A 14116-nucleotide genomic window follows, 5' to 3' on the forward strand; every position below is an offset into this window, starting at 1 on the left:
ATGGGGGCGAGCGGCCTTCGGGCACGGCTGGCCGGCGGCGATTTCATCGTTTCCGGCTGGTCCTCCATGCGGGATGTGATCATCCTGGAGCGGCTGCTCCAGGGTCCGTTCGGCGCCGTGGCCTTCGACATGCAGCATGGCATGCATGACGAGGCGAGCGTCGCGGCTGGAATCCAGCTCGCCGCCCATATGGGCACGCCTGCCATCGTGCGCGTTCCCGTCGACGGCTACCCGCTGGTGTCCCGGGTGCTCGATTTCGGTGCGGCCGGGGTGATCCTGCCGATGATCGAAACGGCCGAAGATGCGCGGCGGCTGGTGGCAGTCGCCAAGTATCCGCCGCTCGGCAGCCGGTCCTACGGGCCGACGCGGGCCGTGCAACTCCACCGCTATGCGAGCGGTGCGGAGTATTTCCAGCGGGCCAACCATGACACACTGGCCTTCGCCATGATCGAGACGCCGGCCGCCTATGCCGCGCTGAACGAGATCCTGGCCGTCGAGGGGCTGGATGGCGTCTTCATCGGCCCCTCGGACCTGTCCATCGCCTTGAGCGGCGGCAGGCTCGATCATGCGGGCCAACAGGTGCAGGACGCCATCGCCGACATTGCCGCCCGCGCCAGGGACGCGGGCAAGTTCACCGCGCTCTATGTTTTCGACGCACCCGAAACCCGGCGCGCCCGGGCGCTCGGCTGCGACCTCGTCACCATATCCTCCGACCTGGGGATCTTCGGTGCAGGGCTGAAGGCGCTGTCCGATACGCTGGCGGACTGATCGGCCGCCGCCGCGTCAGTGATGATGCGGTGGCGCCGTCAGGTGCGACAGGAACTTGCCGAAGGTCAAAAGCCCTTCGGGCCAGGGGCCGTGGCCGCTGGCCGCGTTGATATGGCCGCTTTCGCCCGCATCGACGAAGAGCGAGCCCCAGGCCGCGGCGATGTCCTCGGCCGCCTCGAAGCTGGAGAATTCATCGTTCCGGCTGGCCACGACCACGGAGGGGAAGGGCAGCGGATCGCGCGGATAGGGGCCGAAGGTCATCAGATGCTGCGGGCGAATCGCCGGATTGGCGACATCGGGCGGCGCGACGAAGAACGCGCCCGCAATGGGCCGCTGGAACAGGGGCATGGCCTGCACCACCGCCGCCACGCCGAGTGAATGGGCGACGATCACGCAGGGCTTGTGCGTCGCATTGACCGCATCGGCCACGGTGCGTGTCCAGTCCTCGCGCACGGGCTTGGACCATTCCGCCTGGACAACGCGCTGCGCCGTGGACAGCTTGCGCTCCCAGCGGGTCTGCCAGTGCTGCTCGGAGGATCCGGTGTAACCCGGAACGATGAGGATATCGGTTTCTGATACGCGCATAGGGCGGCAGATGTGCGCCCGGGCTAGCAAAGTCAAGACGGCGCCAGCGTCTAGAGAAGCGGGCTGATCAACCGCGTGACGTTCTCGGCCAACTGCGGCAGGAAGCCGCGGGCCTGCCATTCCCCCATGTCCAGCCGGTGGCTCTTCAAGGCGTAGTCCCCCTCGATCCGCCGAAGCTGCTGGACGAGCACCCGGTCATAGACAAGCAGCGTCACTTCGGAGTTCAGCTCGAAGGACCGGCGGTCCATATTGGCCGAGCCGATCACCGCGATGTCGTCGTCGATCGACAGGTGCTTGGCATGCAGGAAGCGCTCGCGATACAGCATGACCCGCACGCCGGCGGCCAGAAGCTCGTCGTAATAGGACCGCTGCGCGTGATCCACCAGGAGCGAGTTGGTCGTGTAGGTGACGTAAAGCGTCACGTCCACGCCTTTGGAGACGGCCGTGCGCAGGGCCTGGAGCAAGGGCTCGTTGGGGATGAAGTAGGGCGTGGCCAGCACCACGCGCTCCCGCGCGTTGAAGATGAGGTCCGTGAACAGGATGTCGACCTGCGCGCCGGGATAGTCCGGCCCGGTCGGCAGCACCTGGGCCCGCATGCTGCCCGCATGATCGCCCGGCCCGCTGAAGGGCATGAGGTCGGGCGAGCCGATATCCTCCTCCGTCTCCAGGTACCAGTCGCCGATGAAGACGGCCTGCAATTCCAGGACGACGGGGCCGACGACCCGCGCCATGACCTCGCGGTAGAAGACGCTCGGCTCATACTCGCTGCGATGCATGTTCTGCGAGCCGACCCAGCCCACGAGCCCGTCCACCACGACGATCTTGCGGTGGTTGCGCAGGTCCGCCCGCGTGCCGCGGTGCCAGATGCGCAAGGGGAGTATGATGCGCAGAGCGACACCGCTGTCCTTCAGCCGCCGGGCGATCCTGCGGCGGTGGGCGGAGGATCCGACGGCATCGATCAGAAGGCGGCAGGTGACCCCGCGTGCGGCCGCCCGCTCCAGCGCCGACAGGACGCGCTCGCCGGCCTCGTCCAACATCAGGATGTAGAACATCAGATGGGCATGATGCTGGGCGGCATCGATATCGGCGACGATGCGGTCCACCACGCTGTCATATTCGGCATCGAGCTCGACGTGGTTCCCCGACAGGCAGGGCTGGCCGCCCAGGCGCTGCACGAGCGCCGATGACATGGCATGGCGCGGCGCCAGATCCTCGCAGCCGGAGGTCTCATCGAGCGACAGTTCGCCCATGGCCCGGCGCAGGATGGCCGGCAGCCTGGCCAGCCGGTCGCGGCGCCAGTGCGGGTGCTCGGTATGGCCGAGGATCAGGTAGAGGACGAGACCCATGATCGGCAGAAAGAAGATCAGGATCATCCAGGCCTGCGCCGCCGTGGGAGAGCGCCGGAAGGGAATGTAGATGAGCGCTCCGAAGATGATCGCCCAGTTGATAAGGCCGGTCGCGATGGACCAGTAGGACCAGAATTGTGCGTCGGCTTGCATCGGTACCGTTTCTCATGCGCTCGGGGGCATATGTGGGTCGTGCCGAGGCGGAGGAAAATGGGGCAGGCATGGTGCGAAGCGGCGATCGGACGTTGAATTGCCACTGTCCGGGGACAATATCTGACCCGCTGCCGCTTGTGCCGGCTGAGTATCTTCGGGGTGGAAGGAGCGCCGGTGCGGATCGTCTACGCAAATCTCGGTTACGCGCGTGACATCGACGGATCGATCCGGCACCATCTGGGGCGGGTCCATCACCACATCTTCACCCCTCGCGAAGCGCAGGTGCGGGCGCTTCAGTTCCTGAAGACGCGCCTGCGCGAGCTGCAGCCCGATCTGTCCTGTTTCCTGGAAATCGATCAAGGCTCGCTCACCAACGGCTTCTTCGACCAGTTTCCGATCCTGTGCGAGGATCACCACCGCACCGTGCGCATCGATGGCAAGTACAGCGCCGACCGGCGTTTCCGTCGCCTTTCGGTCTCCCGCGGGAAATCCAGCGCCTTCCTGGCCACCGGCCACCTGCCGTTCACCGCCCGCTACCTCGACGACGGGAAGAAGCGCCTTGTCTACGATATCGACCTGCCGGGCGTGCGCGTGCTCCTGGCCCATTGCTCGCTCCTGCGGCGCGTGCGGGCCCGCCAGCTCGAACAATTGTCCCAATGGGCTGCCGAGCGCGATACGCCGACCATCGTCACGGGTGATTTCAACATGTTCGGCGGTGCGCGCGAACTCGAGCCGCTTTTGCGCGATGGCCGCTTCACCTACCTCAATGCCGGGCTCGGCCCCACCTTCCGCCTGGGTCCCTGGCGCGCCAGCCTCGATCCGTGCCTTGTATCGGGCGGACTCGAGCAACGCTGCAAGGTGCGCATCATCGATATGCCCTTTTCCGACCACCAGATGCTGGTTATGGATATCGACGGGCCGCAGGCTACGCTCAAGCTCCCCACGCATACGCCGGACCGTCCCGAAGACGAACGCCTTTCCGCCTGAGGGCGGATCGGGCCGCCAATAAAAAGGGGAGCCGTTGGCGGCCCCCCTTTGCAATGCCGGCCGGGCTGTCAGCCTTAGATAAGGCCCAGGCCCAGAAGCGTGACGGCAACGATGGTGCTGGTCAGGAAGGTCGATTGAAGGGCCATGGCGATAGGCTCCGAATGGGTCGGCTTTCCATCAAAACGCCGCAAAACCGCCATGGTTCCGATGGTCAGGCCGTGGCAGTCCCGAAGACACGGGTGAAGATCGTGTCGACATGCTTGGTGTGGTAGCCGAGGTCGAACTTTTCACGCAGCTCCTCTTCCGACAGGGCGGCACGCACTTCGGCATCGTTCAGGAGCTCGGTCAGGAAATCCGCGCCCTGTTCCCAGACGCGCATCGCGTTGCGCTGCACGAGCCGGTAGGAATCCTCGCGCGAAAGGCCGGCCTGTGTGAGGGCCAGGAGCACGCGCTGCGAGTGGACCAGGCCACGAAACTGGTTGAGGTTCCGGTCCATCCGCTCGGGATAGACGAGCAGCTTGTCGATGACACCCGTCAGGCGGGCCAGGGCGAAGTCAAGCGTAATGGTGGCGTCCGGCCCGATCATGCGCTCGACCGAGGAGTGGGAAATGTCCCGCTCATGCCACAGGGCCACGTTCTCCATGGCCGGGAAGGCATAGGAGCGCACCATCCGGGCAAGCCCGGTCAGGTTTTCGGTCAAAACGGGGTTGCGCTTGTGGGGCATGGCCGAGGAGCCCTTCTGCCCGGGCGAGAAATACTCCTCCGCCTCCAGCACCTCGGTGCGCTGCAGATGCCGGATCTCGACCGCCAGCCGCTCGACGGATGAGGCGATGACGCCGAGCACCGCGAAATACATGGCATGGCGATCCCGCGGAATGACCTGGGTGGAGACGGGTTCGGCCTTGAGCCCCATGGCCTTGGCGACATGCTCCTCGACCCGCGGGTCGATATTGGCGAAGGTGCCGACGGCGCCGGAAATGGCGGCCGTGGAAATTTCCTCACGGGCGGCCACGAGGCGCGCGCGGCACCGGTCGAACTCGGCATAAGCGAGGGCGAGCTTGATGCCGAAGGTCGTCGGTTCGGCGTGGATGCCGTGGCTACGGCCGATGGTCACCGTGTCCTTGTGCTCGAAGGCGCGCCGCTTCAACGCCGCCAGGAGCGCGTCGAGATCGGCCAGGAGGATATCGCTGGCGCGCTGGAGCTGCACGTTGAAGCATGTATCGAGCACGTCGGACGAGGTCATGCCCTGATGGACGAAGCGTGCATCCGGCCCCACGAACTCGGCCAGATGCGTCAGGAAGGCGATGACGTCATGCTTGGTCTCACGCTCGATCTCGTCGATCCGCTCGACGTCGAACTCGGCCGCGTTGCCCTTTTCCCATATGGTGCGGGCGGCATCGGCCGGGATGACGCCGAGCTCCGCCAGCGCATCCGCGGCATGCGCCTCGATCTCGAACCAGATCCGGAACTTGGTTTCCTGGGACCAGACGGCAACCATGTCGGGGCGGGAGTAGCGAGGGATCATCGGCGGAGCAACTCTGGCTTTTTTTAACAGGGGAGGGCGTCCGCGCTCTCTAACAGACAGCGCGCCCGGCCTCAATCGCCGCAGGGGCGCTCAGGGCGGCAGCATGGACCAGGTGGGCGTGAGGTCGCCCGGGGCGGGCGTGGCCGCATAGACGCCGCGGGCGATGGCCCGCGCCATGGTGGCCGCAGCGGCGGCGCCGAGATCGATCCGGCCGACCGCATCCGGGGCGATGCCGCTGCCGCCGGTCGCCACACCGAAGACGAGATCGCCATCGAAATCGGTATGGGCCGGCCAGAGCGCATGGGCAAAGCCGTCATGAGCGGCGACGGCAAGGCGCTTGGCGCCGCCCTTGTCCAGGACCGCATCGGTCGCCACCACGGCAATGGTCGTGTTGCCGCCTGGCGTCGGGTTCAGCTTGGTGGCCGGCGCGCCCACATCCTGCACCGCGCGGGCCGGGCGCCCAAGACCGCCGAATTCGGCCCCGAGTTCGAAGGCGGCGGCCCGGAAATGCCGCGTGCCGCGCAGGAGCGGCGAGCCGACCGCGTTGACGGCCACCAGCGCGGCAACCGTGACCCCGCTCGGCAGGCGGATCGACGCCGTGCCAAGCCCGCCCTTGCAGACCGCCGTCGTCGCGCCGTAGCCCGCGCCGATGGAGCCCGTCTGCGCATCGGCACCGGCGCGTTCGGCGGCGGCAAGCCCGAGTTCGCGGTAGGGTGGGAACAGGCCCCAATCCTTGTTTCCGCCGTTGATAAGGTCGAACAGGATGGCCCCCGGCACGATGGGGACGCGCATTCCCGCCACCTCGAAGCCACGGTCCTGCGCCCGCAGGAATGCCTGCAGCCCCGATGCGGCATCCAGCCCGAAGGCGGAGCCGCCCGACAGGGCGATGCCGTCTATGCCCGCGACCAGGTTTTCGGCATCCAGAAGCGGCGTTTCCCGCGTGCCGGGCGCGCCGCCATGGATGGCGACGGACGCCGTCATGGCACGTTCGAAGAGGATCGCCGTCACGCCGCTTTTCAAAGCCTCGTCATGCGCATGCCCGACGGCGATGCCGGCAATATCAATGAGCGCGTTGCGCGGGCCCGGCATCCAACCATTCATAATGCGCCGTCCCCGTTGTCCTCTGGCACGAACCGCCCCTGCCGCCACGTCAGCACCCTGTAGTCCGGCTTGCCCGATTCTCCGTCGGCGTCGAAGCGGATCTGGCCGAGCGGGGTGGCAAGGTCGAGCGTGGACAGGGCGGCCGCGACATCGCCCTGCGCCAGGGCCGCGCGGGCGAGCGCGCCGGCCGCTTCACCCTGCAGGGCGTAGCCCTCGCGCCGTTCGGCCGCATCATCCGCCGGCATGGTGGCAAAACCCTGCGGGGCCACGGCACGCACGCCGTCCGGCAGGGGAATATCACCCGGCTCGTCAAGGAGGTTCTCGCCGCCCAGAATTGCCAGCTCCAGCCCTTGCGCGGCCGCGTCGCGCAGGATGATGGCCGTGTCGGCCGGCGTGCCGAGCGCGACGAGCCGGCTTACACCGCTCTGCGCGATGCGGCGCGCCAGCGTCACCTGACGGTCTTCCGCCGGGCGGTAGGTCTCGGACAAAGCGGGCTCGAGGCCCAGCCGCGCAAGCTGGCCGCGCAACTCGTCTGCCGCGTTGCGTGCGGTGATCGACCCGTCGTCCAGAATGCCGAAGGGCGCATCGGCCCAGTCTTCGGCGATCAGCTGCGCCATGGCGGCAGCTTCCGCACCGGGCCGGGGCGCAAGACGCCAAACCAGGAGCCCGCGGCGGTCACGCTCGGCGGTCAGGCGGGCGCTGCGTGGCCCGACCAGAAGCGTCGGGATGCCGGCCTGCGACAGGGGCGCCAAGGCGGCTTCTGCCGATTGGGTGCAGAGAAAGCCGATGGCAAGCGCCACGCCGGCCGCCTGCAACTGTCGGGCGGCATCCTGCCCACCCTCCGCCGTACAGGGCGTATCGACCGGCAGGATGTCCACCCCGGTGGCGTGTGCGCGCACGCCGTCCAGAAGCTGGCGCCCGAGCGTTGCCTGCGGGCCGGACAGGGGCGCGGCCACGCCGATCTCGGCCGCCGGAGCATCGCGCAGGGCGGCTCCCATCAGGGATGGCAGAAGGGCAAGCGTGAGGTGAAACCTGTTCATGCTCTGGCGATGGTCTCTCTGCGCGCAGGGGCGGGTGCGATAGCGGAACTGCGATGCTGGATTATCCGGCCGGTATATGCTGAAAGCATGATCGAGCAAAGGACAAGACCTACCGCCCACGGACATCCCGATCCACCGAAAGGGCAAGTTGCGCAGGCGAAGGAAACAACCCACTGTAATTCCCGGGGCAAGCGTCTGGCGGAACAGACCCGCCAATGGCCTATGCGGCCAGGCCGTGCCAGGGGAGACTTGGAAATGGATTTGCTGACAGGCCCCTTGATCGATCGCTTCGACTTCCGCAACGCCATGAGCCATTTTGCGGCTTCGGTGAACGTCGTCACCACGGACGGCCCCTTCGGACTGCGCGGCACCACGGTGACGTCCGTCTGCTCGGTATCGGACGAGCCGCCCATGCTTCTCGTCTGCCTGAACCGCTCCAATCCCGCCAATGAGCGTTTTGCCGAAAACGGTGTCTTCGCCGTCAACGTGCTGGAAGCCGATCAGGAGCCGATCGCCCGCGCCTTTGCGGGGGAGGGGCGGCTTGCCCAGGACGAGCGCTTCGCGCTCGGCCACTGGCAGCCGCTCGTGACCGGCGCGCCGGTCCTGTCGGCCGCGCTGGCGAGCTTCGACTGCCGCGTAACGCAATCCACCACCGTGGCCACCCATCGCATCCTGTTCGGTGAAGTCGTGGGACTGCACGTGATGCCCGGCGCCTCTGGCCTTCTTTACAAGGAACGCCAGTTTCACCGCTTCTAGGGGCCACGACGGCCCTTCCAAGTGGAAAGGGCAGCCGATGGACGTACTCGACATTGCCGAGAGCTGGGCACAAAAGGGCCATGGGCTTGCCCTGGCAACCGTCGTGGAGACCTGGGGCTCCTCGCCGCGCCCGGCCGGCAGCCATCTCCTGATCGATTCCAGCGGCGCCTTCGAAGGCTCGGTCTCCGGCGGCTGCGTCGAAGCCGAGGTGATCGTGGAGGCGCAGGACGTGATCCAAAGTGGCCAGGCGCGCGTCCTGGAATTCGGAGTGGCGGATGAGCGCGCCTGGCAGGCTGGCCTTGCCTGCGGGGGCCGTATCCGCATTCTGGTTGAAAAGCTGGCCTGATGGATCATGCGCTTCTTCTGCGCCTGAACGCCGAGCGCCGCGCGCGCCGCACCGCGGCGGTCGTCACCACCCTGTCCAATGCGCAGAGCCGCCTGGTGCTGGAGCGCGATTTCGGCACCGACCCGCTTGCAGGCGCCATTGCTGAAGCGCGCATGCAGCGCGCCACATGTGCGACGCTGCCGGGCGAGGATGTGTTCATCAATGTCTACGAGCCCGATCCACGGCTCGTCATCGTGGGGGCGGTGCATATTGCCCAGGCTCTTGCGCCCATGGCGGAGCTCACCGGATTCGACGTCGAGATCGTCGATCCGCGCGGCGCTTTCGCAGATACGGCCCGTTTCGGAACGCACAGCGTGGTCGATGCCTGGCCGCTGGATCGCTTTGCAGAGCGCCCGCTCGATGCGGCCACGGCGCTCGTCGCGCTCAGCCACACGCCCGATATCGACGACCCGGCCCTGACGGCTGCGCTCAGGGCCGGCGCCTTCTATGTCGGCGCGCTCGGCAGCCGCAAATCGCATGCCGCCCGCCTGGAGCGGCTCAGCCGGGCCGGCCTTTGCGACGAGGTCCTGGCGCGGATCGAGGGGCCGGTCGGCCTGCCCATCCAGGCGCTGACGCCGGCCGAGATCGCCGTGTCGATCCTGGCATCGCTGGTGCGCGCGCGCCGCGCCGGGCGCGCCAAGCCCGCTGCCACTCCTACGGCATGACGGACGATCCGCGCATCGCCGCCGTGGTGCTGGCGGCAGGCCGATCGCTCCGCATGGCGCCGCATCACAAGCTCGATCTTATTTATGACGGAACCAGCCTGATCGAGCATGTCGTCGGCAACGTCGTCGCCGCACGGTTCGAGCGCGTCGTCGTCGTCCTTGGCCACAGGGCGGATGCCATGGCGCAGCGGATCGGCCATCTGCCGGTCGCCTGCATCGTCAATGCCGCCTATGCGGACGGCCTCTCGGGTTCCGTCCGGCTGGGGTTTGCGAGCGCATGCCCGGGCATGGACGGCATCCTCATCATGCCGGCGGACATGCCGCGCATCACTGCGGAGCATCTTCTCGCCCTGAAGGCCGCCTTTCGGCCGGGCCGCATCACCGTGGCGACGGATGGCGGCGCATTGCGCAACCCGGTCATCCTGCCAGCCGGCCTGGAGACGGCCGTCGACGGGCTGACGGGCGATGCCGGGGCACGGCGTCTGTTCGAAGGCAGGGACGATCTCATACAGGTGGAGATCGGCCCGCCGGCCTCGCTCGATGTCGATACGCATGCCGCCGCGCTTGCGAGCGGTGGCCTCTTGCCCAATGGCGTGAACTGACGGAACATGGACCCGCTGCCCCGCTGAAGGGGTTAAGCTCTTCCAAACCGGGGGCAGCGTTGCACCGGCACGGGCATGTCGGCCCGCGCCGCCTGGTACGGAAAGGAGCGCCATTGTCCATGCAAAGTCGCGTCGCAGACCCTGCCTTCGTCAAACTCCTCGAGGGATTTTCGTCCACCACGGCCGAAGTCCTGTACCGGATGCCCGACCATCCGGACTTCCTCCAAAGCTTCCTGTGGCAATTCGAGGATCTGGCGCCCGAATTCCCGCGGCTCCACCGCTTCCTGGACCATTGGCGGGCGGAGGTTCAGGCCACGATCCACTCCGTGCGGGTGATGCATCAGGGCCTGATCCGCCCGCGCGAGCTGCGGATCGCCGCGCAGTACAGCGTGCAGTGACAGGCAAGAGAGGGCCCGCCTTTGCGGCGGGTCCTAGCCGAAGAGGGACTTCAACCGGCTTTCCTGGCGCATGCTGTAGGCATTGCCGCGGCCGACGATGACATGGTCGTGCACGCGCAGTTGCACGGCGCGCGCCATTTCCAGAATTTCCTGCGTCTTCTCGATGTCGGCCATGGACGGCGTGACGTCCCCGGACGGATGGTTGTGGCACAGGACCATGCTCACCGCATCAAGCTCCAGCGCGCGGCGGATGATCTCACGCGTGGTGACGGGCGTGAAGTTGGCCGTGCCCGCATGCTGGATCTCGTCGCGGATCAGCCCGTTGCGATTGTCGAGATAGAGGATGCGGAAATGCTCGCGCGGCAGGAAGGCCATATCGGCCTGCAGATACTGCATCAGCTCCCGGCTGGAGGAGATCATGTCACGGCCACGCACGGCCGCCCGCACCGCACGCTGGTTGAAGGCCGATACGATGCGCAGGTCCAGCGCCGTGGCATGGCCGATGCCCTCCACCTCCATCAGCCGCTCCAGGCTCGCCCCGGCGATTTCGGGCAAGCCGCCGAAACGCGCGATCAGCGCCTTGGCCAAGGGCTTTACGTCCCGCCGGGGGATCGACCGGAACAGGATCAGCTCGACCAGTTCGTAATCGGCAAGGGCAGCGTGTCCGGCCTGCGCGAAACGCTGGCGCAGCCTGTCCCGGTGTCCGACATGGTGCGGCTCGGCAGCGGGGGCATCGCCTGCCACTTCCGGCCGCGCGTCGTTCGGCTCCGGAGGTGCTGGCGGCTCGGCCGTCATCGTGTCGGCGGGCAGGGGCCGGCCGATGAAGGGATAGCCGACCGCTTCCCCGACCCCGGGCTTCACGCGCTTGGCCATGGGCCGTGTCTCAGACGTTGACGGGGTCGAGAGCGATGCCGGGCGTGTCGAGCCCCGCTGGCGAATAGGTGAAGACCTCGCAGCCCGTCTGCGTCACGCCGACCGTGTGCTCGTACTGCGCCGTCAGCGAACGGTCGCGTGTGACGGCCGTCCAGCCATCCGACAGGACCTTCACATGCGGGCGGCCGAGATTGATCATCGGCTCGATGGTGAAGATCATGCCCGGGCGCAGCTCCGCGCCTTCGCCGCGGCGGCCGTAATGCAGGACGTTCGGCGCATCGTGGAACAGGCGGCCGACGCCGTGGCCGCAGAAGTCGCGGACCACCGAGCAGCGCTCGCCTTCCGCATAGTCCTGGATGGCGGCGCCGATATCGCCGAGATGCGCGCCGGGGCGCACTTCCTCGATCGCCAGCTGGAGCGAGCGATAGGTGATCTCGCACAGGCGCTCGGCCGCGCGCTTGATCCGCCCGACAGGGTACATGCGAGAAGAGTCGCCGTAATAACCGTCGACGATCAGCGTCACGTCGATGTTGACGACGTCGCCTTCCTTGAGCGGCTTCTCGTTCGGAATGCCATGGCAGACGACATGATTGATCGAGGTGCAGACGCTCTTCATGTAGCCGCGATAGTTCAGCGTCGCCGGAAGGGCGCCATTGTCGAGCGCGAAGCGGAAGACGAAATCGTCGATCGCCTGTGTCGGCAGGCCAGGCCGGACGATGTCGGCCAGCGCGTCCAGGCAACGGGCCGTGAGCTGGCAGGCCCGCCGCATCCCCTCGAAGGCCGCTTCGTCATAGAGGCGGATCGAGCCGGTATTGCGCTGCGGATTGGCTTCGGCGTCCAGGTAGGTGATCATACGGCGTCCAGCATTCTCTCGGGCATCGCTCGCATGCCGTGCACCGAGCGTTGCTCACCCATGTCGCACCGATGACGACCGGCTTCAAGCCCCGCGCACGTATCGGCCCGGCGCGGGCTCCAGCACCGCGCCGTCGATGCCGGGTGCGCGCGCATCGACCCGTTCCCCGGCATGCCCGGCTATCCAGTCCTGCCAATGCGGCCACCAGGAGCCGGGATGTTCCTGCGCCGCGCCGAGCCAGTCATCGAAGCGCGTGCCGGCGGCCGGGGCCTCGCCCGTCCAGAACTGGTACTTGCCCCGCGCCGGCGGGTTCACCACGCCGGCAATATGGCCCGAGCCGGCCACGACGAAGGACACCGGTGCGCCGAAGGCGAGGGTGCCCGTGTAGACGCTGCGCGCCGGCGCGATATGATCCTCTCGTGCGGCAAGGCTGTAGATGGGGATGTCGACGAGCGACAGGTCGACCGGCGCGCCGTCCAGCTCCATCCGGCCCTGGGAGAGCCGGTTTTCCAGGTAGCAGTTGCGCAGGTAGAACAGGTGGTTCGCCCGCGTCATGCGCGTCGCGTCGGAATTCCAGTACAGAAGATCGAAGGGCGGCGGTTCGGTGCCCTTGATGTAGTTGCTGACGATATAGGGCCAGATCAGCTCCTGCGAGCGCAGGAGGTTGAAGGCGGTCGCCATCAGGCCGCCATCGAGCGTTCCCGTGCCGGACATGGTGGCGTCGATGGCCGCGATCTGCTTCTCGTCCACAAAGACCTGAAGCTCCCCCGCCTCGGCAAAATCGACCTGCGTCGCCAGAAGTGTCGCGGTGGCGATGCCATCCCGGCCGCGCCGCCGCAGCAAGGCGAGAGTCGCCGACAGGAGCGTTCCGCCCACGCAGTAGCCGATGGCGTTGACGCTGTCCTCGCCCGTCGCGGCGCGGACCGTGTCGAGCCCGAAAAGGATCCCATCTTCGATATAGGCCAGCCAGTCCTTGTCGGCATGGCTGGCATCGGGGTTCACCCACGATATGACGAAGACCGTGTGGCCCTGCTCCACCATCCAGCGGATGAAGCTCTTTTCGGGGTTCAGGTCCAATATGTAGTAGCGGTTGATCCAGGGCGGCACGATGAGGATCGGGCGCCGGAAGACCGTCGGCGTTTTGGGCGCATACTGGATGATCTGGCAGAGCGCGTTCTGCGCAATCACCGCGCCTTCCGTCTGCGCGAGGTTCTGGCCCACGGCAAAATCGGCCGATGCGGTCTGCCGCAGGCGCAGCGTGCCTTTGCCGCGCGCCACGTCCTGCGCCAGCATGGTCATGCCACGCACGAGGTTCTCGCCGTTTTCCTGAAGGGTCTGCCGGTAGAGTTCGGGATTGGTCCCCACGAAGTTGGACGGGGAGGCCGCGTTCAGAAGCTGGTTCAGGTAGAAGCGAGCGCGCGCCTGCGTTTGCGGGTCGAGGCCCTCGGCACGCGTGACGAGATCCCGCGCCCAGCTGCCAGTCAGCCCATAGGCGCGCCGCAGGAAGTCGAAGAAGAGATGCTGCCGCCATTCGGGGTCGGAAAAGCGCTTGTCGCGCTCGAGCGGGTCGTGCGCGGCGGGCGTGTCGTCGCCGGCCAGGCGCTGCGCCGACTGCGCCCAAAGGCCGAAAAAACCGGCCATCAGCCGGGTCTGCGCCTCGAAGGCGCGGCTCGGCTCCGACAGCCAGTAGGCGGCCACTTCCGAAAGGCTGGACACGGCCTCTTCGTAGATGGCCGGCGTCGGATCGTTCAGCGTCCCGCCTTCGCGCGGGGCGAGCCAGGCGGAGGCGGCCTTTCCGGCCTGCTCCACCGCCCGCGCCATGTTCAGCGCGAAGGCTTCCGGATCACGCACGGTCCAGGCCTGCGCACCATCCTGCGTTTTGTCCGTCGCATCGGCCATGACCATCTCCCGTTGCCGTGGCGCGCGGCCCCCTCCGGGGTTATAGCGCGCACCCGCCCTGCCGGGGAGCGCCATTCTGCCATGTCGGCGCGGCGGCTCCGAAATTTTTCGGCTTTGCAGCTTGCCCTCTCCCGGATTATGGAAGGGTAAGCGCGCAAGGGGGCTGCCATGTCGGCACGG

General features: G+C 67.2%; 15 protein-coding genes. 7 read left to right on the top strand and 8 right to left on the bottom strand.

Annotated features, from left to right (window positions below; translation table 11 throughout):
- On the top strand, positions 1-768 hold the full coding sequence (locus AUL30_RS16815) for an HpcH/HpaI aldolase family protein (protein WP_062229053.1): 768 nt from the start codon (positions 1-3) through the stop codon (positions 766-768).
- A 15-nt stretch (positions 769-783) separates the two neighbouring features.
- Here AUL30_RS16815 and AUL30_RS16820 read toward each other — a convergent pair whose 3' ends face one another.
- Entirely contained in the window at positions 784-1353 is a 570-nt protein-coding gene (locus tag AUL30_RS16820; RefSeq protein ID WP_062229054.1) for an RBBP9/YdeN family alpha/beta hydrolase, read from the bottom strand.
- Between the two features lie 50 nt (positions 1354-1403).
- The gene (gene cls, locus AUL30_RS16825; protein WP_062229055.1) at positions 1404-2852 is read right to left on the bottom strand and encodes a cardiolipin synthase; all 1449 of its coding nucleotides are present in this window, start codon (positions 2850-2852) and stop codon (positions 1404-1406) included.
- 174 nt (positions 2853-3026) lie between these two features.
- On the opposite strand from cls, the gene AUL30_RS16830 reads away from it, so the two are divergent.
- Positions 3027-3839 (top strand): endonuclease/exonuclease/phosphatase family protein, encoded by an 813-nt coding sequence (locus AUL30_RS16830; protein ID WP_062229056.1) that lies wholly within the window; start codon positions 3027-3029, stop codon positions 3837-3839.
- Between the two features lie 211 nt (positions 3840-4050).
- Here the strand turns inward: AUL30_RS16830 and purB are convergent, their stop codons facing one another.
- The 3 genes from purB to AUL30_RS16845 all read right to left on the bottom strand — a co-directional run bounded on the left by purB (position 4051) and on the right by AUL30_RS16845 (position 7505).
- Positions 4051-5364, bottom strand: a complete 1314-nt coding sequence (purB, locus tag AUL30_RS16835) for an adenylosuccinate lyase (RefSeq protein WP_062229057.1) — start codon at positions 5362-5364, stop codon at positions 4051-4053.
- A gap of 90 nt (positions 5365-5454) precedes the next feature.
- Positions 5455-6465: a P1 family peptidase gene (locus AUL30_RS16840; RefSeq protein ID WP_062229058.1), complete on the bottom strand. Its 1011-nt coding sequence runs from the start codon at positions 6463-6465 to the stop codon at positions 5455-5457.
- On the bottom strand, positions 6462-7505 hold the full coding sequence (locus tag AUL30_RS16845) for an ABC transporter substrate-binding protein (protein ID WP_062229059.1): 1044 nt from the start codon (positions 7503-7505) through the stop codon (positions 6462-6464). The genes AUL30_RS16840 and AUL30_RS16845 overlap by 4 nt, the downstream gene beginning before the upstream one ends.
- A gap of 255 nt (positions 7506-7760) precedes the next feature.
- Between AUL30_RS16845 and AUL30_RS16850 the strand changes: the two genes are divergently transcribed.
- The 5 genes from AUL30_RS16850 (at position 7761) to AUL30_RS16870 (ending at position 10311) form a co-directional block, all read left to right on the top strand.
- Positions 7761-8261, top strand: a complete 501-nt coding sequence (locus tag AUL30_RS16850) for a flavin reductase (protein WP_062229060.1) — start codon at positions 7761-7763, stop codon at positions 8259-8261.
- 37 nt (positions 8262-8298) lie between these two features.
- Positions 8299-8607: an XdhC family protein gene (locus AUL30_RS16855; protein ID WP_062229061.1), complete on the top strand. Its 309-nt coding sequence runs from the start codon at positions 8299-8301 to the stop codon at positions 8605-8607.
- Complete coding sequence (locus tag AUL30_RS16860) at positions 8607-9311, top strand: XdhC family protein (RefSeq protein ID WP_062229062.1); 705 nt, start codon at positions 8607-8609, stop codon at positions 9309-9311. The genes AUL30_RS16855 and AUL30_RS16860 overlap by 1 nt, the downstream gene beginning before the upstream one ends.
- Positions 9308-9913, top strand: coding sequence for a nucleotidyltransferase family protein (locus AUL30_RS16865; protein ID WP_062229063.1), 606 nt, complete (start codon positions 9308-9310; stop codon positions 9911-9913). Before AUL30_RS16860 ends, AUL30_RS16865 begins: the two co-directional genes overlap by 4 nt.
- A 119-nt stretch (positions 9914-10032) precedes the next feature.
- On the top strand, positions 10033-10311 hold the full coding sequence (locus AUL30_RS16870) for a hypothetical protein (protein WP_062229064.1): 279 nt from the start codon (positions 10033-10035) through the stop codon (positions 10309-10311).
- Between the two features lie 33 nt (positions 10312-10344).
- Here the strand turns inward: AUL30_RS16870 and radC are convergent, their stop codons facing one another.
- The 3 genes from radC to phaC all read right to left on the bottom strand — a co-directional run bounded on the left by radC (position 10345) and on the right by phaC (position 13936).
- Positions 10345-11106: a RadC family protein gene (gene radC / locus AUL30_RS16875; RefSeq protein ID WP_062229123.1), complete on the bottom strand. Its 762-nt coding sequence runs from the start codon at positions 11104-11106 to the stop codon at positions 10345-10347.
- An 88-nt stretch (positions 11107-11194) separates the two neighbouring features.
- A complete protein-coding gene (gene map, locus AUL30_RS16880) occupies positions 11195-12037 on the bottom strand; it encodes a type I methionyl aminopeptidase (RefSeq protein ID WP_062229065.1) in 843 nt (280 codons plus the stop codon).
- 84 nt (positions 12038-12121) lie between these two features.
- Positions 12122-13936 (bottom strand): class I poly(R)-hydroxyalkanoic acid synthase, encoded by a 1815-nt coding sequence (phaC, locus tag AUL30_RS16885; protein ID WP_083508027.1) that lies wholly within the window; start codon positions 13934-13936, stop codon positions 12122-12124.
- Between the last annotated feature and the right edge of the window lie 180 nt (positions 13937-14116).

This window comes from Aureimonas frigidaquae (assembly GCF_001463905.1).
Lineage (GTDB): Bacteria > Pseudomonadota > Alphaproteobacteria > Rhizobiales > Rhizobiaceae > Aureimonas > Aureimonas frigidaquae.

Bases quoted from the DNA above. Each gene is read 5' to 3' on its own strand.
- AUL30_RS16815 (WP_062229053.1), top strand. From the start codon at position 1: ATGGGGGCGAGCGGCCTTCGGGCACGGCTGGCCGGCGGCGATTTCATC.
- AUL30_RS16820 (WP_062229054.1), bottom strand. From the start codon at position 1,353: ATGCGCGTATCAGAAACCGATATCCTCATCGTTCCGGGTTACACCGGA.
- cls (WP_062229055.1), bottom strand. From the start codon at position 2,852: ATGCAAGCCGACGCACAATTCTGGTCCTACTGGTCCATCGCGACCGGC.
- purB (WP_062229057.1), bottom strand. From the start codon at position 5,364: ATGATCCCTCGCTACTCCCGCCCCGACATGGTTGCCGTCTGGTCCCAG.
- AUL30_RS16840 (WP_062229058.1), bottom strand. From the start codon at position 6,465: ATGAATGGTTGGATGCCGGGCCCGCGCAACGCGCTCATTGATATTGCC.
- AUL30_RS16845 (WP_062229059.1), bottom strand. From the start codon at position 7,505: ATGAACAGGTTTCACCTCACGCTTGCCCTTCTGCCATCCCTGATGGGA.
- AUL30_RS16850 (WP_062229060.1), top strand. From the start codon at position 7,761: ATGGATTTGCTGACAGGCCCCTTGATCGATCGCTTCGACTTCCGCAAC.
- AUL30_RS16855 (WP_062229061.1), top strand. From the start codon at position 8,299: ATGGACGTACTCGACATTGCCGAGAGCTGGGCACAAAAGGGCCATGGG.
- AUL30_RS16860 (WP_062229062.1), top strand. From the start codon at position 8,607: ATGGATCATGCGCTTCTTCTGCGCCTGAACGCCGAGCGCCGCGCGCGC.
- AUL30_RS16865 (WP_062229063.1), top strand. From the start codon at position 9,308: ATGACGGACGATCCGCGCATCGCCGCCGTGGTGCTGGCGGCAGGCCGA.
- AUL30_RS16870 (WP_062229064.1), top strand. From the start codon at position 10,033: ATGCAAAGTCGCGTCGCAGACCCTGCCTTCGTCAAACTCCTCGAGGGA.
- radC (WP_062229123.1), bottom strand. From the start codon at position 11,106: ATGACGGCCGAGCCGCCAGCACCTCCGGAGCCGAACGACGCGCGGCCG.
- map (WP_062229065.1), bottom strand. From the start codon at position 12,037: ATGATCACCTACCTGGACGCCGAAGCCAATCCGCAGCGCAATACCGGC.
- phaC (WP_083508027.1), bottom strand. From the start codon at position 13,936: ATGGCCGATGCGACGGACAAAACGCAGGATGGTGCGCAGGCCTGGACC.